The sequence below is a fragment of the Vibrio sp. 1731 genome, assembly GCF_033339955.1.
Lineage (GTDB): Bacteria > Pseudomonadota > Gammaproteobacteria > Enterobacterales > Vibrionaceae > Vibrio > Vibrio alginolyticus.
This window is the reverse complement of sequence record NZ_JAWOVO010000091.1, coordinates 1-1,331: the sequence shown is the minus strand read 5'-3', so window position 1 is coordinate 1,331 and position 1,331 is coordinate 1. Positions and strand designations below refer to the sequence as shown.

Here is a 1,331-nt window from a genome sequence, read left to right as displayed (position 1 = left end):
TACTGAGGGATCCCCTCATAATTTCCCCAAAGCACAACCATGTTTGAATAGATTTTGAGCAAGCAGGGTTGCAGCCGCGAGCAAGTCTTCCCTCGTTATTGTGTAGCCAGAATGCCGCAAAACTTCCATCCCTAAGCGCACTGTTGAGAGTACATTTCGATTTTTGACAGTGTTAGCTTGGAAGTGCTTATCCCAACCTTGTTTCTGACCATGAACTCCAGCAAGCCAAAATGTCAGTTGAAGCATTAGGGCGATTAGCAGCATGATATCAAAGCGCTCTGAGCTGCTAGTTCGGCTATGACGGAGGCCTAAACCGTAGGCTGGGCTTTTCAAGTCTCGGAAGGTTTCTTCAATTTGCATACGCTTCGAGTAGAGCCTAACAAGTTGCTTTGGTGTTCGGATTTCAACGGGCAAGTTAGTCGCTAAAACCCATGGTTCTTTTGTCGAAGCGGAGTAGATTTTAGGTGACGGATGATGACAATTAGTCCGTGTCGAACGCTGATTTTTTCGGCCTTTAGGACGTGATTTATACAGTGCAATTTGACATGAAATTGGGTTGCTCTTAGTCAACCTCTTATAGCCTAAAGTCTTTGAGCGACTTGAGGATATGCTATGTAAGTTGCTGATAGGTTGCCAGTTTTCCGCACCTAAATCTGCATATTGCACTTTCCCTCTGACTCGACTTAACCAGTACCAACCTAGCTTTTCAACGGATTTATACCATGGCACTTTAAAGCCAGCATCACTGACAATGAGCGGTGTAGTGTTACTCGGTAGAATGCTTGCAAGGTCGGCTAGAAATTGGTCATGAGCCTTCTTTGAACATTGCTCTGAAAGCGGAAAGGCTTTCTCATAAAGAGTAATAGAACGACCATGTAGTGCCACCGAAGCCCGCAATACCATAAGCCGTTTTTGCTCACGAATATCAGACCAGTCAACAAGAACAATGGGCATCGAATTACCTGAACAGATAAAGCTGGCATGCCAACGGTATACAGCGAGTCGCTCTTTGTGCAAGTGACGATTACCTAACAATCTGTCGATTCGTTTGATGTTATGTTTTGTTCTGGCTTTCGTTGGCAGGTTACGACCAAGTTCGGTAAGAGTGAGCGTTTTACATTCAAGTAATGCGTGGCAAGCCAGCGTTAAACTGTTGAGTCGTTTTAAGTGCAATTCAGGGCAGAATTGGTAAAGAGAGTCGTGTAAAATATCGAGTTCGCACATCTTGTTGTCTGGTTATTGATTTTTCTCAGAACCATTTGATCACATGACAAGATGTGCATCTACCTTAAATTTATGATTTTTATCAAAATCATTAGGGGATTCCTCAG

General features: G+C 43.7%; 1 protein-coding gene. It reads right to left on the bottom strand.

The genetic code is table 11. From position 1 onward, the window contains the following. Positions 1-15: 15 nt before the first annotated feature. Positions 16-1,224, bottom strand: coding sequence for an IS4 family transposase (locus R7035_RS25385; RefSeq protein ID WP_032073033.1), 1,209 nt, complete (start codon positions 1,222-1,224; stop codon positions 16-18). Positions 1,225-1,331: the final 107 nt, after the last annotated feature.

Bases quoted from the DNA above. Each gene is read 5' to 3' on its own strand.
- R7035_RS25385 (WP_032073033.1), bottom strand. From the start codon at position 1,224: ATGTGCGAACTCGATATTTTACACGACTCTCTTTACCAATTCTGCCCT.